At 33.5% G+C, this 14,316-nt stretch carries 15 protein-coding genes and 1 riboswitch; of the genes, 12 read left to right on the top strand and 3 right to left on the bottom strand.

The window, feature by feature from the left end:
- Positions 1-93: 93 nt before the first annotated feature.
- Both NU08_RS15710 and NU08_RS15705 read right to left on the bottom strand, forming a co-directional pair.
- Positions 94-1,122 carry a FecCD family ABC transporter permease gene (locus NU08_RS15710; protein WP_129748071.1) on the bottom strand — a complete coding sequence of 343 codons (1,029 nt, stop codon included), beginning with the start codon at positions 1,120-1,122 and terminating at the stop codon, positions 94-96.
- Between the two features lies 1 nt (position 1,123).
- Entirely contained in the window at positions 1,124-2,266 is a 1,143-nt protein-coding gene (locus NU08_RS15705; RefSeq protein ID WP_129748070.1) for an ABC transporter substrate-binding protein, read from the bottom strand.
- 94 nt (positions 2,267-2,360) lie between these two features.
- Between NU08_RS15705 and NU08_RS15700 the strand changes: the two genes are divergently transcribed.
- The 7 genes from NU08_RS15700 (at position 2,361) to NU08_RS15670 (ending at position 9,867) form a co-directional block, all read left to right on the top strand.
- A complete protein-coding gene (locus tag NU08_RS15700) occupies positions 2,361-2,723 on the top strand; it encodes a DUF5522 domain-containing protein (protein WP_129748069.1) in 363 nt (120 codons plus the stop codon).
- A gap of 96 nt (positions 2,724-2,819) precedes the next feature.
- A complete protein-coding gene (gene cobU, locus NU08_RS15695; RefSeq protein WP_129748068.1) occupies positions 2,820-3,329 on the top strand; it encodes a bifunctional adenosylcobinamide kinase/adenosylcobinamide-phosphate guanylyltransferase in 510 nt (169 codons plus the stop codon).
- 147 nt (positions 3,330-3,476) lie between these two features.
- Complete coding sequence (gene cobT / locus NU08_RS15690) at positions 3,477-5,156, top strand: nicotinate-nucleotide--dimethylbenzimidazole phosphoribosyltransferase (RefSeq protein ID WP_129748067.1); 1,680 nt, start codon at positions 3,477-3,479, stop codon at positions 5,154-5,156.
- 178 nt (positions 5,157-5,334) lie between these two features.
- Positions 5,335-6,120, top strand: a complete 786-nt coding sequence (locus tag NU08_RS15685) for an adenosylcobinamide-GDP ribazoletransferase (protein WP_129748066.1) — start codon at positions 5,335-5,337, stop codon at positions 6,118-6,120.
- Positions 6,105-6,638 carry an alpha-ribazole phosphatase gene (gene cobC / locus NU08_RS15680; protein WP_129748065.1) on the top strand — a complete coding sequence of 178 codons (534 nt, stop codon included), beginning with the start codon at positions 6,105-6,107 and terminating at the stop codon, positions 6,636-6,638. The genes NU08_RS15685 and cobC overlap by 16 nt, the downstream gene beginning before the upstream one ends.
- Before the next feature lie 65 nt (positions 6,639-6,703).
- A riboswitch (cobalamin riboswitch) is annotated at positions 6,704-6,909 on the top strand.
- Positions 6,910-6,935: 26 nt separating this feature from the next.
- Positions 6,936-8,789: a TonB-dependent receptor plug domain-containing protein gene (locus NU08_RS15675; protein ID WP_129748064.1), complete on the top strand. Its 1,854-nt coding sequence runs from the start codon at positions 6,936-6,938 to the stop codon at positions 8,787-8,789.
- A gap of 4 nt (positions 8,790-8,793) precedes the next feature.
- Positions 8,794-9,867: a DUF5074 domain-containing protein gene (locus NU08_RS15670; RefSeq protein ID WP_129748063.1), complete on the top strand. Its 1,074-nt coding sequence runs from the start codon at positions 8,794-8,796 to the stop codon at positions 9,865-9,867.
- Positions 9,868-9,943: 76 nt separating this feature from the next.
- Here NU08_RS15670 and NU08_RS15665 read toward each other — a convergent pair whose 3' ends face one another.
- Entirely contained in the window at positions 9,944-11,401 is a 1,458-nt protein-coding gene (locus NU08_RS15665) for a S41 family peptidase (protein ID WP_129748062.1), read from the bottom strand.
- A 168-nt stretch (positions 11,402-11,569) separates the two neighbouring features.
- Between NU08_RS15665 and NU08_RS15660 the strand changes: the two genes are divergently transcribed.
- From NU08_RS15660 to yiaA, 5 genes are all read left to right on the top strand, one after another.
- The gene (locus NU08_RS15660) at positions 11,570-12,079 is read left to right on the top strand and encodes an RNA polymerase sigma factor (RefSeq protein WP_008464858.1); all 510 of its coding nucleotides are present in this window, start codon (positions 11,570-11,572) and stop codon (positions 12,077-12,079) included.
- Entirely contained in the window at positions 12,066-12,527 is a 462-nt protein-coding gene (locus tag NU08_RS15655; RefSeq protein ID WP_129748061.1) for a hypothetical protein, read from the top strand. Before NU08_RS15660 ends, NU08_RS15655 begins: the two co-directional genes overlap by 14 nt.
- 15 nt (positions 12,528-12,542) lie before the next feature.
- Positions 12,543-13,070 carry a DUF4252 domain-containing protein gene (locus NU08_RS15650; protein WP_129748060.1) on the top strand — a complete coding sequence of 176 codons (528 nt, stop codon included), beginning with the start codon at positions 12,543-12,545 and terminating at the stop codon, positions 13,068-13,070.
- A gap of 2 nt (positions 13,071-13,072) precedes the next feature.
- Positions 13,073-13,612 (top strand): DUF4252 domain-containing protein, encoded by a 540-nt coding sequence (locus tag NU08_RS15645; protein WP_129748059.1) that lies wholly within the window; start codon positions 13,073-13,075, stop codon positions 13,610-13,612.
- 149 nt (positions 13,613-13,761) lie between these two features.
- Positions 13,762-14,160, top strand: coding sequence for an inner membrane protein YiaA (yiaA, locus tag NU08_RS15640; protein WP_091497352.1), 399 nt, complete (start codon positions 13,762-13,764; stop codon positions 14,158-14,160).
- Positions 14,161-14,316: the final 156 nt, after the last annotated feature.

Here is a 14,316-nt window from a genome sequence, read left to right as displayed (position 1 = left end):
TGAGATTCTAAGTTTTTTTTCTTTTAAGCCACAGATTAAAGGATTAAAATGATTAAAAAATCTGTGCAAATCTTTTTAATCTGTGGCTAAAATTTATTTAAAATTCCTTTTTCTAACTAAAAGCCAAATAACCACCGGCGCGCCAATTATAGAAGTTACGGCATTTATTGGAAGCGTAACATCAAAACCTGGCATTTGCGAAACAATATCGCAAAACAGCATTATTATGGAACCAAAAAATAAAGTGCTCCAAAACAAAATAGTATGATTACTGGTCTGGAAAGTCAGCTTTGCAATATGAGGCACTGCTAAGCCCACAAAAGCAATCGGACCAGCAAATGCCGTAATCGCTCCTGATAATATACTCGTTGCAAAAATGATGACTAATCTTGCTTGTTTAAAATTCAATCCCATGCTTTTTGCATAGTTTTCTCCAAGAAGCAAGGCGTTTAGAGGTTTGATACTTTTGGCGCTTAAAAGCAATCCAATTCCAACACAGAAAGTCAAAATTACAATAGTTGTCCAAGAAAGATTTCCGAGATTTCCCATTGACCAAAAAGTAAATTTCTGTAGCTGTTCTGCCGTGCTAAAATAAGTTAGAACACTTACAATTGCAGTGGTAAAGCTTCCAAACATTAAACCTACAATCAAGATGGCCATTGTGTCTCGCAATCGCTGCGAAACTACTAAAACTAGAAATAAAACCAACGTGCTTCCTAAAGTAGATGCCAAAACAATTCCGTAAGAAGACAATGCAATTACACTCAAAAAAGAAGGTAGAAATCCTGCTCCCAAAATAACAAATGCAACACCAAGACTTGCTCCGGAGCTTAATCCTAAAACATAAGGTCCGGCAAGCGGATTTCTAAATAAAGTCTGCATCAAAAGTCCGCTCATGGAGAGTCCTGTTCCGACCAAAACTGCCGTAATCGCTTTTGGCAAACGATAATTAATGATAATATATTCCCAAGTCGATTTTGCAGCATGACCACCAGTTAAACTCGCAAAAACATCTTTTAACGGAATGGTAACCGATCCTAAACTAATGCTCGCAAAAAACATTAGAAAAAGTCCTAAAGTCAATACGACAAATAAAATGGTATTTCGTTTTTTATTCGCCAATTTAATTCAGTTTTGATGCAAAAGTAAATTCGTAGCCCGCCAATAAATCTGGATGAAAAATCTTGATATAATCTTTCAACACCAAATCAGGACGGCTTGGCGCCAATTCGTAGTAAACTGTTCCGCCTGTCGCTCCTAGCTTTCCTTCAAAATTGTATATTGTTTTATTTTTAAAAGCGTCAAATTCTGCGTAATGCGGATTTGCTTTTTGCAATTCATCCAAAGTTTTAAAAGATCCAGAAGCAATCCAAACATTAGCCGTTTTCGCTTTATCTAAAACTTTTTCAAAAGACAAACCTTCACTTCCTGTTCCTTTTAAATCGGCCCATAAATAATTCGATTTTGCATCTTGCATGAACTGCGCCACCCAACTGTTTCCTTTGGCCACATACCAAACATCTTCGTACATAGAACCGTATAAGACTTTGGAAGTTGCAGGTTTATCAGCAACGAGCTTTTTTGCCTGGTTATAGCTTTCTACGATTTTATCAAAAAGTTCTTTTGCTTTATCTTCTTTTCCAAACAGAGCACCGTAAAGCTTAATCCATTCTGCTTTTCCTAGCGGAGACTGTTCCATCCAATCACCCTGAATAAGAACTTTTAAACCGCTTTTTTTCAAATTATCCAGCATCGGATTATTATTATCAACACCAAAAGTAACAATCAAATCTGGTGACAATTCTATTAATTGTTCGATGTTCAGCTTTTCATTTTGTCCAACGTTTTTCACAGAACCTTTATCAATTAATGCTCGTGTTTTTTCCGAAGAAATATAATCGGTATGTGGAAATCCGACCAATTTATTCTCAACTTCGAGCATTTCTAGAAAAGGAATATTTGTTGTTGAAGTTACCACAACACTTTCTAAAGGAACTTTTATCGCAGGATATTTTTTTAAACTGTCTGGAATTTGCACTCCTTTTTCTTCCAAAATGTAAGTAAATTTACCTTTAGCATTTGGCCACGGATTCACCACATTTACAATCGAATAACCTTCGTTTTTTACAATTGAAAGTCCAGATGCAAATTCGATACTTTCTTTGGCAACGGTAGATTTTACCGCCTCTTGCGTTTCATTTTTTTTACAGCCAATTAAGATAAAAAGCGAAAAAACGACTGGTAATTTATGGAAAAAATATTTCATATTTTGTGTTTTGTGTGGGCACAAAGGTAAATCAATTTCTATTTTTTTTGTTTACCTTTATTCGTACAAATTTAAACAAATAGCCTTTTATTTAATGAGTGCACCAAAAACAAAAATTTGCTCCAGTTGTGAAGCCGCTTTTTCATGCGGCGACACTTCACCCGAAAATAAGTGCTGGTGTAATGATTATCCACCTATTTTCAATCTTTCAGAAGGAGGCGATTGCCTTTGTCCTGTGTGCTTTAAGGAAGCATGCGAAGATAAAATTGAAGCTTATATCGAAACCATAACTCCAGAAAAGGCTCTTAAAAACAAGGCTATGCTATTGCCAAAAACGGATCATTTAATTGAAGGGATTGATTATTACATCGAAAATGGCAATTATGTTTTTAAAGCTTGGTTTCACCTAAAAAGAGGAACCTGTTGTGGAAATAACTGCCGACATTGCCCGTATTAGGAGTTATGAGTGATTAATTATGAGTTAGTCTTCATAATTATTTTATAACTTGCCCAAACACATAATTCATAATTCAAAACTCATAATTAATAAAAAATGATTTACTTGGTAACTGGCGGTGAGCGCTCTGGAAAAAGCGGTTATGCACAGAAACTTGCTTTAGAACTTTCCGACTCTCCTTTGTATGTAGCAACGGCCAGAAAATGGGATGATGATTTCCAAAATCGAATTGACCGTCATCAGCAAGAAAGAGACGAACATTGGACGAATATTGAAAAGGAAAAATATTTAAGTGAAATTGATTTTTCTGGAAAAACTGCTTTAATTGATTGTGTAACGCTCTGGCTAACTAATTTTTTTATTGATACTAAAAATGACGTAGAGTTAAGTTTGGAAGAAGCAAAAAAAGAATTTCTTGCGATCGCTAAACACGAAAATGCGAATATCATTATTGTGACAAATGAAATTGGCATGGGAGTTCATGCAGAAACTCATATCGGAAGAAAGTTTGTTGAACTTCAAGGCTGGATGAATCAATTTCTTGCATCAAATGCCGATGAAGTTGTATTAATGGTTTCTGGAATTCCAGTTAAAATAAAGAGATAAATTCCAATACAAAAAATTCCAAATTCCAATAAATTGAAACGAAATTCTAAGTTTTAAACTCCAAATTCCAAAGCTATGCTTTACCTTTACTAGAATCTTTCCATTTTCAGATTTGAATTTGGAATTTAAAAATTGGAATTTAAAGAAATGAGTAATTTAGACGATATATTAAAATCACGCCGCGACACACGACATTTTACAGCCGATGAAGTTCCTGATGAAGTAATCCAAAAAGCTCTACAGGCTGGACATTGGGCTCCATCTGTAGGACTAACCGATGCAACGAGATATTATATCATTAAATCAGATGAAGTTAAAACGTCTATTAAAAAGCTTTTTTTAGACTACAATAAAAAAGCCGAGGAACTAACCGACAATCCCGAACAGAAAGAACTTTACAGATCGCTTAAACTTGAAGCAATCGAAGAAGCTCCAATTGGACTCATCATTGCTTATGACCGTTCTGTTTTAAATCAGTTTACGATTGGAACAATTGGAAGTAATGAAGCCGTGAAATTTAGTTCGGTTTGTGCGGCGCAAAATATCTGGCTTTCGCTAACAGAACAAGGCTACGGAATGGGCTGGGTTTCGATTCTTAATTATTATCAGTTTAAAAAAATTCTCGATTTACCCGAAAATATAGAACCGCTTGGTTATTTCTGCATTGGAAAACCAGCAACCAATTATAACAATCAGCCAATGCTGCAGCAATTGCATTGGAAACAAAAATCGGAAGCTCCTATTTGCTCTGAAATTAAAGAAATTCATCAAATAAATGTTCCTGCTTTTGATTTGAAATCAGAAAATAAAATTCAAGACAAATCTGATTTCTATGCTCTTTTACAAGACAAAATAGATTCTAAAACAAAACCTGTCGGTTCTTTGGGAACATTAGAATCTTTGGCTTTCCAAATGGCAACGGTTTTTGAAACTTTAAATCCGAAAATCGTAAAACCCAACATCGTAGTTTTTGCAGCCGATCACGGAATTGCAAATCATGGTGTAAGTGACTATCCGCAAGATGTTACGCGACAGATGGTCAATAATTTCCTCGATGGCGGCGCAGCCATAAACGTTTTCTGTAATCAGAATAATATCGAATTATCAATTGTAGATTCGGGCGTTAATTATGATTTTCCAACCAATGCAAAATTAATCGATGCAAAAATTGCCAAAGGAACTCAGTCCTTTCTTCATGTTCCTGCCATGAGCGAATCTGAAGTCCAATTGTGTTTTGATAAAGGAAAATCGATTGTTGAAAATATCGCAAAATCTGGCTCAAATTGTATTGGTTTTGGCGAAATGGGAATTGGAAACACTTCTACCGCTTCTGTTTTAATGAGTATTTTAACTGGTTTTCCTATTGAAGATTGTGTCGGAAAAGGAACGGGAGTTGAAAACGAAAAACTGCTTCTAAAACAAAATTTACTTAAAAAAGCAATTGAAAGTTATTCTGGTCAAGCCGAATTAATGTCACAGCTTTCCTATTTTGGAGGTTTTGAAATTCTTCAAATGGCTGGCGGAATGCTGACTGCTTTTGAAAATAAAATGCTAATTCTGGTTGACGGTTTTATTTGTACTGTTGCCTATTTGATTGCTTTTAAAATAAATCCGAATATCAAGCAAAATGCTGTTTTCTGCCACTGTTCTGCCGAAAAAGCGCATTCAAAATTATTGAACTATCTAGGAGCAAAACCTATTTTAAATTTAGATTTGCGTCTAGGAGAAGGAACTGGATGTGCTGTTGCTTTTCCGATTTTAAAATCGGCTGAGGCTTTTTTGAATGAGATGGCTAGTTTTGAAAGTGCGGGAGTGAGTAGGAAATAGTTTTGTATTTCTAAAAAACAATTATGTTACATAGTGATTAATTCTCATTTTTGTCATTTCGACGAAGGAGAAATCACACTAGAAATTCTACAAAGTTTGGCAACAAAAATTGCGGAAACCCGCGTGCGATTTCTCCTTCGTCGAAATGACATACTCAATGGAAAACCAATTATAAAAAATGAAAAAAGAACTACACATTTTCTTCACCTGTTTAATGTTTTACACCAGAATTCCATGTCCAAAAAACATTACACATCATCCAGATTATTTAAATAAAGCTACGAGATATTTTCCTTTTATCGGATGGATTGTTGGAAGTATTTCCTTTCTGGCTTTTTATCTTTTTTCATTTTTTCTTTCAATAGAAATTGCCGTTATATTAGCGATTATTGCTTCTATTTTAACTACTGGTGCATTTCATGAAGACGGATTTGCTGATGTCTGTGATGGATTTGGTGGCGGCTGGACCAAAGAAAAAATCTTAATGATCATGAAAGATAGTGCGATTGGCGCCTATGGAGCAATCGGATTGGTTTTACTTTTTCTATTAAAATTCAAATTGCTTTCCGAATCCATTTTACTTTTCACTAATAACATTTTACTAATTTTCCTTTTATTCATTTCTGCACATTCTTTGAGTCGTTTAGCAGCAATCAGTATTATTTTCACGCATGAATATTCTCGTGAAGATGCTTCGAGCAAAAGTAAACCCATTGCAAAACAATATACTTGGAAAGAAGTTTTTGGTTCTTTCTTTTTTGGTTTAATTCCGCTGATTGTATTTTCTTATTTTAATTTGAAATTTCTTCTTGCTATAATTCCTGTTTTTATAGCACGCTATTTTTTAGCACGCTACTTCCAGAAATGGATTGACGGTTATACGGGAGATTGTCTTGGAGCTACGCAACAAGTTTGCGAAGTTGTATTTTACTTAAGCATTTTATTTTTATGGAAATTTATCTAGTTCGTCATACCGAAACCATCTGCGAAAAAGGAATCTGTTACGGACAATCTGATGTTGATATTGCACTTCCGTTTGATGAAATTTTTGAAAGAATAATTTCTGAGCTTCCTTCTGAAGCATTTATTTTCTCTAGCCCTTTAAAACGTTGTGTTATTCTGGCAAAACACATTCAAAAAAATATTAAAACCATTTCTTATCAAGAAGACGAACGTTTAAAAGAAATGAATTTTGGAGATTGGGAATTAAAAAGCTGGAATGAAATTCCGCAGGAAGAACTTAATCCGTGGATGGAAGATTTTGTAAATATCAAAGTTTCAAACGGAGAATCTTTTGTTGAACTGCATGAAAGAGTTGGTGATTTTTTATCTGAAACCATTTCAAAAATAAATCAGCCAATCGTTATTGTTGCTCATGCCGGAATCATCAGAAGTATTTTATGCCATCAGAGTTTACTGCCTTTAAAGGATGCTTTCAATAATAAAGTTGATTTCGGACAAGTTATAAAAATTGATTTTTAATGCAAATAATTTATAATTTTTCATGAATCGCAAAACAAATTTGAATAATCAATATTTTTAACTTTATCTTTGCAGCAAATTAAGGTTGTGTTTTTGATTTAAAAACACATTAAAAGGGAATCAAGTAAATTCTTGAGCTGTACCCGCAACTGTAAGCTAAGTTCTAAACGAATGCTTGCTGTTAACTACAAACCACTGTCACGCCTTGCGTGATGGGAAGGTAAACAGCAAGACGCAAGCCAGGAGACCTGCCTTTGTAACAATTATCGAACTCTCGGGAAAAAGAGTGAAGAAATTATGACTTTAAAACGACTTTTTGCTTTTTGTTTATTTGTAATGTGCCAAATTATTTCGGCGCAAAACGATTCTATTACCAGTCTGAAAGAGGTATTGGTTTCAGATAAAAATTTAAAATCCTATTCGGTTTCACAATCTGTTTTAAAACTAAATGACTCTGTTATTAGTAAAAACGAAGCCCTTTTAACCGATTTATTAAATTTTAATTCTACGATTTATTTTAAAGAATATGGGCGTGGAATGTTATCTACGGTAGCTTTTAGAGGAACAACTTCTTCTCAAACAGCAGTAATTTGGAACGGAATTAATATTAATTCTCAAATGAACGGAAGTACCGATTTTAATACCATTTCGGGTTCTGATTATAATTCTATAAGCGTAAAAGCAGGTGGCGGAAGTGTTATTTATGGAAGTGGAGCAGTTGGAGGAACGGTGCATCTAAATAACGATTTGTTATTTTCTAATCGATTTGAGAATAATTTAAGACTAGACTACGGCAGTTTCAATACAATTGGAGTCAATTACAAAACGTCAATTTCTAATAAAAAATGGAGTGCTCAAATCGGACTTTCGAAAAACAGCTCGACTAATGATTATAAATATCTTAATCAGTATAACTGGAAAGGCGAACAGCGCTGGAATCAAAATGGGCAATATGATGTTATTACACTAAGCGCCAATGCGGGTTATAAAATTAATGCCAAAAACATTCTAAAATTATACACCCAAAGCTCAAATACAGATAGAAATACTTCTTTAGTTTCCGAATCGGAAATGAAAAGCAAATATGTAAATGGCTTTAATCGGAATTTATTAGAGTATGACGGTAACTTCGGCAAGTTTACACCCAATTTAAAAACTGCTTATATTTTCGAAAACTATCAGTATTATGCAGATAATTCGAGCAACATTTACACTTACGGAAAAACAGAAAGTTTTATCACAAAAGCAGATGTAGGATATCAAGTATTCAAATCATTGCAAGTAAACGGAATTTTGGACTATAATCGAACTAAAGGTTACGGCTCTGGTTTTGGCGATAATGTAAGAGAAATAAGTTCAGTCGCTTTGCTTATTAAGCAAGACGCTTCTGCTAACTGGAAAAATGAATTTGGCGTTCGCAAAGAATTTACAGACAACTATAAATCTCCTCTTCTATTTTCAGTGGGCTCTTCTTATCAGTTTGGAAAACTATACAATTTGAAACTGAATGCGTCACGAAATTTCAGAATTCCAACTTTTAATGATTTATATTGGGAAGAAGGCGGAAATCCAGATTTAAAACCTGAAAGTTCTTACCAAGCAGAAATAGGAAATGTTTTTACTTTTCACAGTTTTAACATAACGCAGACCTTTTATTACATGAAAATAAAAGATTTGCTGCGATGGGTTCCTGGAACAAATGGAATTTGGATGCCACAAAATACAGACAAAGTAAATAGCTATGGAGCTGAAACATTGTTAGGCTGGAAAAAAAGTTTTGGCAAAAACAATGTGACAGCAAATGCTACTTATGCTTATACAGTTTCAGAAAATGTTGAGACTAAAAAACAATTGTTTTTTGTCCCTTTTAATAAAGTTACAGCTTCTGTTGCCTATTCAAGAAAAAACGTTTCTGCTTATTATCAGTTTCTTTATAATGGCTTTGTTTATACACAATCTGACAACGATCCTGAGAAAATTGTTGATTCCTACAATGTGTCAAATATTGGAATTGATTATGATTTTAAACTTTTACCTTCTTTCAAAGTTGGATTTCAAGTTCTAAATCTTTGGAATACATTTTACCAAAGTTTAGAATATAGACCAATGCCAGGAAGAAATTTTAATTTGTACTTAAACCTTAAATTTTAATATAATGAAATTAACTAGATTATTTTTAGTAGCACTTAGCGTTTCGCTTTTTGTTTCTTGTTCTAATGACGATAACTCAAATGACGATACCTCTAATGATCCAAAAGGAGTTTATGATAATGGAATTTTCATCTTAAACGAGGGAAATTTTACTGATGGAGGTTCAGTTTCTTTCGTTAGCGACGATTTAAATACTTTCACAAAAGATGTATACAATACTGTAAACGGTTCTGATTTTATTGGAAAATATCTTCAAAACATCTTTTTTGATGGAGATAAAGCATATATCATTGCTGGCGGTTCTAATGTTATAAATGTAGTAAATCGATACACATTTAAACTTGTAGCAAAAATCGAAACAGGCTTAATTACACCAAGATATGGAGTTGTAAAAGACGGAAAAGCTTATGTTACTAATGCCAATACTTACGCATCTAGCACAAACCCAGCTGGTAACACAGATGATTTTATTGCTGTGATCAACCTGGCTACAAACAAAGTAGAATCTACAATTGCGTTAAATGCAACTGCCAACCATATTGAAGTTTACAACAATAAACTTTATGTAACTGAACCTTACAATAATGACAAATTACTTGTGGTAAATCCAGCAACAAACAAACTTGAAACTTCTGTAACTATTGGTCTAGGCGCAGACACAATGGAAGTTAAAGATGGTGTTTTATACACAATTAGAAGTTCGTACGGAGAAAGAAGTGAAATTGTAAAAGTAAAATTATCTGATAATTCTATCAGCAAAATTACTTTCCCTGAAGCTCTTGACGGAGTTAAAAACCTAGACATTTACAACAATAAAATTTATTATACTCTAGAAACTGCTGTTTATGCTATAGACTACACTGCAACATCAGCTTCTACAACTCCTATTTTCCAATACAGCTCAACTTCTGAATATGGTAAAATGTACGGTTTTGCTGTAAAAGATGATAGAATCTTTATTGCAGATGGTGGCGATTTTGCGTCAAGCAGTAAAGCATATATTTATAACTTAAGCGGAAGCTTATTAAAAGAATTAACTGTAGGTGTAGGTCCGAACGGATTTTACTTTAACGATTAATTTATACTTAAAATTAGTTTTTGTTTTTTTATGGAAAAGGCTTTCATCTCTGAAAGCCTTTTTTATTTATTAGATTTTATTTTTTAGGAGCATCTTGAAAATACATTCCATGCTTTAATCCGTTAATGATTTTTGAATCTGTTAAATAAGGTGTATTTGGTGCAGAATCATCCAAAATTCTCTTAGCAGAAGAACCTGTAATTTTAGAAATAGCTAAATTAAGCAAAGGCTCAGAAGGATCTCCTAAAACGCCATAAGTGCTAACCTTTTCATATTGCTGATAAGTAGGCTGTAAACCTTGCGTATAATCTCCAAAACCTGCAGAATTTGAAATTTTAAAAACCAAAGGCTGCATAGCATATTTATGATTTGGATTGATTCCCTTTTTAGTAAAAAGAGTTTCAGAATCATAAATTGTATACGAACCAACATTTTTACCTGTCGTGGTTTCTCCAACTTGAACTACGTTGATATAAGGTTTTAATCCGTTAATAACCAATTCACTCGCAGATGCTGTACTCGCAGTTGTAATAATATAAACTGTAGTTAAATTCAAACTGTTTAATGGTTTACCATCAATATTATTCACAAACCTATAATTCAAACTTTCCAAATCATCAGCAGTCATATCTTTCATCCACTTTGCATTAAACTGTGTTTTCGCAAAAACCTGAGTATCAAACTGTCCTGTAATCATACTAGAAAGTCTGATAGCAGAAGGTACCGCTCCTCCTCCATTATATCGAAGATCTAAAATCAAATCTGTAATTCCTTGTGATTTTAATTCGCCAAAAGCCTGATTTAATTTATCGTCATAACTTGAATAAAATCCATTATACATTAAATAACCAATTTTATGACCTCCAGAAGTTATTACTTTATTAATAAAAATTGGATTTTCTTCTAAAACAGTTTTAGTCAAATCAACCGATTTCCCATTCAAAACATAACTGCTTCCATTATAATCTGCTAAGTTTAATGTATAGCTATCCTTATTAAACAATAATTCCTGATAATTTGAAACCGTAAGTTTTGTTCCGTTCACACTTGTAAATAGATCACCACGTTTAATTGCTTTTGTAGAAGCATCAGAGTTTGGTATAATGTATCGCACAAAACCCACCACATCATTTGATCCTGCAGCCACACGGCTCAGCCTAAAGTCAACACCATTATTTTTTGTAACACCACTTAATTCTTGCTCCAAAACAGTGTAATCCTCTACAATCCAGCTGAAACGGTCAATTGCGTCTCCGTTTGGATATTTGCTTACTGGTTTGTTCAATAGATCTTCGAACAAATCTTCAGGATGAGAGTATCCTCTCAAAAACTGATTGAAATCTGGTTGTAAATTACGTCCATCGGCTAGATTTGGAACATCTTGTTGCCATAAGTAAACTTCATTTAATCCTCTCCAGATAAAATTATTAATCTGCAAGTCTGCTGGTGCAGCCACATCATCCTGATCTTCACAAGACTGTAAAGCAAATGCGAATAAAAAGAGAAAAAGAACGCTCTTTAAAGTTGTTTTCATATCGTGTAGGTTATCTATATTCTGAATAAACGTAAAAGTAGTATCTTTAGCTTTACCTTTATCGTTAAAGCAGTATTTTTTTTACATAAAAAAAATTTCTTTTTTGCTGTAACAAATATAATTGTGCCTCGTCTTGAATATATAAGCTAACGATTAACCATCAGATTAATGAACCAAGTTGTATTTATAGAATTAATAAATCCTTTTAAAGACAAAGTTTTTCGTCTGGCAAAAAGATTGCTTACCAGCACTGAAGAAGCAGAAGATGCAACTCAGGAAGTAATGGTAAAATTATGGAACAAAAAAGATAATCTGCAAAGCTACAATAGCGTCGAAGCATTGGCTATGACAATGACAAAAAACTATTGCCTCGATCAGCTAAAATCTAAAAGAGCCAGTAATCTGCAAATTGTCCATAATAATTTTACCGATCGGCAACCGCAATTAGATAAAAAATTAGAAGACCAAGACAGTTTAGAATGGGTCGAAAAAATTATAAACGAAATGCCCGAACAAATGCAACTGTTAATTCAGCTTCGGGATGTTGAACAATATGAATTTGAAGAAATAGCCAAAATCGTAAATATGAACGAAACAGCAATACGAGTGGCACTTTCGAGAGCGAGAAAAAAAATTAGAGAATCAATGACAAATACACACCTTTATGGAACTAAATAAAATAGAAGAGATATTAGAAAAATACTTTCAGGGAGAAACTTCTATTGCCGAAGAAAATCAATTAAAAGAATACTTTTCTTCATCAAATGTTGCGCAGCATTTGGAGCAATACAAACCTATGTTTGACTATTTCTCTCAAGCAAGAGAACAGAAATCGACGTATGAGATTCCACTACAAACTAAGAAACGAAACGTAGCGTGGTTATCGATTGCAGCTTCTGCTGTTGTTTTGCTTGGAATCGGAACTTACTTTTTTGTTAGCGAAAAAAATGACACTACTGCAGTAGCTTCGCAAACCGAATTAGGAACTTACGATGATCCCGAAGAAGCTTTAAAAGCGACTCAAAAAGCTTTGGCTTTATTATCAAACAATGTTAATGTAGGTATTGAAAGTGTGCACTACATTAAAGAATATGAACAATCAAAAAACAAAATCTTTAAACAGTAATTAAACAAAATAATCATGAGAAATTTCATTATAACTTTAGTCTTCGCATTCGTTTCAACCACATTTTATGCACAAAGTGCTTTTGATAAATTTGATGGTCAGGATGACGTAACCTCAGTAATTGTAAACAAAAAAATGTTTGATTTAATGAGTAAAGTAAAAACTGACGCTTCTGATAAAGAGACTCAGCAATATATTGCTCTAATCAAAAAACTGGATTACTTGAAAGTATTCACCACTAAAAATCCAAAAATCGAAGCCGACATGAAAGCTACTGCCGACAAATATGTAAAAACTGCCGGTTTAGAAGAATTAATGCGCGTAAATGATGGCGGAAAAAATGTTAGAATAATGGTAAAATCTGGCGCTACAGATACACAGATAAAAGAACTTTTAATGTATGTTGACGGTGCAAAAAATGACGAAACCGTTTTATTATCACTAACTGGTAATTTTGACTTAAACGAGATTTCAGTATTAACAGATAAAATGCAGCTTCCTGGCGGTACAGACCTAAAGAAAGCTTCTAAAGGCAAAAAATAAAAATGAGAACAAATATCTTCATCTTAGCACTTACAGCTCTTCTAACTTTGGGAAGCTGTAATTCTGAACCTTCACTGCAAAAATATTTTGTAGAGAATTCGGAGAAAAAAGATTTTATTGCTTTGGATATTTCACCAAATATTTTGAATGTCGATAAAACAAAATTATCGGCAGAGCAAAACGAAGCCCTGAATTCGTTTGATAAAATGAATATTCTGGCTTTCAAAGCTGATCAGAACAATCAAACAGAGTTTGAAACAGAAAGAAACAAAGTAAAAGCCATATTAAAAGATCCGAAGTCTCAGGAATTAATGAAGTTTGGTTCAGGTAAAGAAGGTGCTTCTGTAAGCTATGTTGGAAGTGACGACAATATTAAAGAGTTTGTCATTTTTGCCAACAGAAAAGAAAATGGTTTTGCAGTAGTCCGTGTGTTAGGCGAAGATATGAATCCGAATAACATTATGACCTTAATGTCTGTTTTGCAAAATTCAAAAATAGACATGGAACAGCTAAAACCTTTAGAGCAATTGCTAAAAAAATAAAACATCTTACTTTTTTGCAAGGAGAAAAGCTCCAATCATGGAGCTTTTTCTTTTACATGTTTGAAAGATTTTACTGAACAAAATAACAGCGTTTTATTTTGGTATGAATCTAATTTAATTATATTTGTGGCTTACCAAAATAATAAATTATGATACAAAAAACATCAAATGCCTTTATCGCGGCATCTTGGGTTGCGCTTGGAGCTGGAACAATCGGTTTTATTGTTGGACTTGCCAGAGCCGAAATGCTTTTAAACGAAAAAGGATATTATTTCACCGTTTTAATGTTCGGACTTTTTGCCGTTGTCTCTTTACAAAAAAGCGTAAGAGACCGATTAGAAAAACTTCCTGTTACTGATATTTACTACGGAATCTGCTGGTTTGGAACATTATTATCAATCGTTCTTTTAGTTGTCGGATTATGGAATGCAACTATTTTACCAAGCGAAAAAGGTTTTTATGCTTTTGCTTTCCTATTAGCATTGTTCGGTGCAATTTCAGTACAAAAAAATACAAGAGACAATATGAATTTTAATCAAAACGAATAAGATTTATAATTAATTTAAAATACTAAAGGGGCTGCTTCAAATACTGAAACAGCCCCTTTGTTATTTTATCCCTTTAATGAAACACAACTTTAGCGTTGTATTTTTATACTGAGCTTTCATTCCGTAGGAATGTCCCGTCGGTAGAAAAAAACAGCT

The organism is Flavobacterium anhuiense, assembly GCF_004151235.1.
GTDB classification, from domain to species: Bacteria; Bacteroidota; Bacteroidia; order Flavobacteriales; family Flavobacteriaceae; genus Flavobacterium; species Flavobacterium anhuiense_A.
Note: the sequence above shows the minus strand (reverse complement) of the source record. Positions and strands in the feature narration are given on the sequence as shown.

What these genes read in the sequence shown, in the direction of transcription:
- NU08_RS15705 (WP_129748070.1), bottom strand. Translation starts at nt 2,266, where the DNA reads ATGAAATATTTTTTCCATAAATTACCAGTCGTTTTTTCGCTTTTTATC.
- NU08_RS15700 (WP_129748069.1), top strand. Translation starts at nt 2,361, where the DNA reads ATGAGTGCACCAAAAACAAAAATTTGCTCCAGTTGTGAAGCCGCTTTT.
- cobU (WP_129748068.1), top strand. Translation starts at nt 2,820, where the DNA reads ATGATTTACTTGGTAACTGGCGGTGAGCGCTCTGGAAAAAGCGGTTAT.
- cobT (WP_129748067.1), top strand. Translation starts at nt 3,477, where the DNA reads ATGAGTAATTTAGACGATATATTAAAATCACGCCGCGACACACGACAT.
- NU08_RS15685 (WP_129748066.1), top strand. Translation starts at nt 5,335, where the DNA reads ATGAAAAAAGAACTACACATTTTCTTCACCTGTTTAATGTTTTACACC.
- cobC (WP_129748065.1), top strand. Translation starts at nt 6,105, where the DNA reads ATGGAAATTTATCTAGTTCGTCATACCGAAACCATCTGCGAAAAAGGA.
- NU08_RS15675 (WP_129748064.1), top strand. Translation starts at nt 6,936, where the DNA reads ATGACTTTAAAACGACTTTTTGCTTTTTGTTTATTTGTAATGTGCCAA.
- NU08_RS15670 (WP_129748063.1), top strand. Translation starts at nt 8,794, where the DNA reads ATGAAATTAACTAGATTATTTTTAGTAGCACTTAGCGTTTCGCTTTTT.
- NU08_RS15665 (WP_129748062.1), bottom strand. Translation starts at nt 11,401, where the DNA reads ATGAAAACAACTTTAAAGAGCGTTCTTTTTCTCTTTTTATTCGCATTT.
- NU08_RS15660 (WP_008464858.1), top strand. Translation starts at nt 11,570, where the DNA reads ATGAACCAAGTTGTATTTATAGAATTAATAAATCCTTTTAAAGACAAA.
- NU08_RS15655 (WP_129748061.1), top strand. Translation starts at nt 12,066, where the DNA reads ATGGAACTAAATAAAATAGAAGAGATATTAGAAAAATACTTTCAGGGA.
- NU08_RS15650 (WP_129748060.1), top strand. Translation starts at nt 12,543, where the DNA reads ATGAGAAATTTCATTATAACTTTAGTCTTCGCATTCGTTTCAACCACA.
- NU08_RS15645 (WP_129748059.1), top strand. Translation starts at nt 13,073, where the DNA reads ATGAGAACAAATATCTTCATCTTAGCACTTACAGCTCTTCTAACTTTG.
- yiaA (WP_091497352.1), top strand. Translation starts at nt 13,762, where the DNA reads ATGATACAAAAAACATCAAATGCCTTTATCGCGGCATCTTGGGTTGCG.